Source organism: Micromonospora sp. D75 (assembly GCF_018070405.1).
Lineage (GTDB): Bacteria > Actinomycetota > Actinomycetes > Mycobacteriales > Micromonosporaceae > Micromonospora > Micromonospora chalcea.
In genome coordinates, this window is the sequence record NZ_JAGPXV010000898.1 from 1 (window position 1) to 1,743 (window position 1,743).

Consider the following 1,743-nt stretch of genomic DNA (forward strand, 5'->3'; position numbering starts at 1 on the left):
CAGGCACTCCTTGGCGCACCAGACCCGGGTGGCGGCGACGTCGGCGTCCTCGCCGAGGTCGGCGGCGATCTGCCCGGCCAGCCCGGCGTGCCGGCCGAGCAGGTCGGCCCACACCTCGGCGGGCCGGGGCCGGACCACCTCCAGGTCGCAGGCGAGCGGCCCGGCGCCGGCCACCAGCAGGCTGGCGACCTCGCTGTGGGCGGCGGAGACGTGCCGGCCGTTGACCTCCTCGGGCCGCCCGTCCGGCCGGTACCGCAGCCGTACCGGCCGTCCCACGGCCCGTCCGACGGCGACGGCGGTGACCTCCCGTCGTGCTCCGCCGGTCCGGTCCGGACGCGGTTCCACCACCACCGCCAGGTCGGCGTCGAGCAGCCGGCCCAGCCGCCGCTCCAGCGCCGGTCCGAGCAGCGCCGGCGGCCACGGCAGGGCGGCCGGGCGGTGGCGCACCGCGCGCAGGCGCAGACCGAGCCAGCGTTCCACCACCGTCCCGGCCGCGCCGAGGACCGTCACGTCGTACCGGTAGGTGTCGTCGCGGTGCTCCCGCTCCACCGCCACGAAGCGGACCTGCTCGGTGGCGGCGAGCTTCGGCCCGGCCGGCTCCACCCGGTCCACGGCGATCGGCAGCAGCGTCGCGTCCGGCACGCAGACCTGGATGCCGTGCAGGAAGGCGTCCCGCGCGCCCGCGTCGCCGAGCAGCAGCCGCTGCGGCAGGAACGCGTGGAACCAGCGCAGGTCCTCGGTGGTGGCGACGTCCGCCTCGGCCCGCCGGGACGCGACCCGGTGGTAGCGCACCAGCCGGCGGAACCGGTCGCCCTGGAAGAGCAGGTCACCGTAGAGGTCCCGGCCCGGCTCCAGTGGCACCGGCGGCAGCCCTCCGGTCACGCCCGGCGCCTCCCGGTCGCCCTCGTCCGGCTCGAAGCGGACGGTGCCCCGGAAGTGGTCGGCCGCGAAGCCCGTCTCGTCGCTGCGGATCGCCACCTCCACCACGCCCGCCTCGGCCTGCACCGCGGCGATCCGGACGGTGACGCGCCCGCCGCGGGCCACCACCACGGGCCGGGGGAAGCTGACGCCGGTCAGCACGGGCACGCCGGTGGCGCCGGCGAGCGCGGTGGCCACCTGCGCCATCGCCTCCATGCCGAGCACCGCGGGCAGCAGGAGGTTGCCGTCCAGGTCGTGCTCGGCGAGGTACGGGTCGCTCTCGGCCGACAGGTCCGCCTCGACCACCAGCTCCACGCCGTCGTACTGCACCAGCGGACGTTCCAGGAAGCGCAGCAGCGGCAGCTCCCGCCGCTCGTGCCGCAGCGTGTCCAGCCCGTCGGTGCGGCCGGTGACCACCACCGAGGCGGGCAGCCGGGGCAGCGCCAGCACCTGGCGCAGCAGCCGGACGCCCTCGTCCGGCGGGATGGGGGTGATGCCGGCGCGCAGCAGCGACTCGACGGCGGAGAGCCGTTCACCCATGCCGACGCCGGACCAGACCGACCATTCCAGACAGACGGCGCGGCATCCGGTGAAGCGCCGGCCGGCCTCGGCGGTCAGCCGGGCCAGCCAGTCGTTGGCCAGCGCGTAGTGCGCCTCCCCGGGCAGGCCGCCGCGCCCGATCACGCTGCCGAACGTCACCAGCAGCCGCAGCTTGTCCGGCTCGACCGCGGCGAGGACGTTGGCCAGGCCGTCCACCTTCGGCGCCAGCGTGGCGCGCAGGGTGTCCGGGTCCAGCGCGCCGAGGGCGGCCGGCCGGTTGACCCC

1 protein-coding gene is annotated in these 1,743 nt (G+C 77.1%); it reads right to left on the reverse strand.

Annotated elements, in window-relative coordinates; all coding sequences use genetic code 11:
- A partial coding sequence (locus tag KBX39_RS30465; protein WP_210873858.1) for a polyketide synthase dehydratase domain-containing protein occupies window positions 1-1,743 on the reverse strand: 1,743 nt, incomplete at both ends.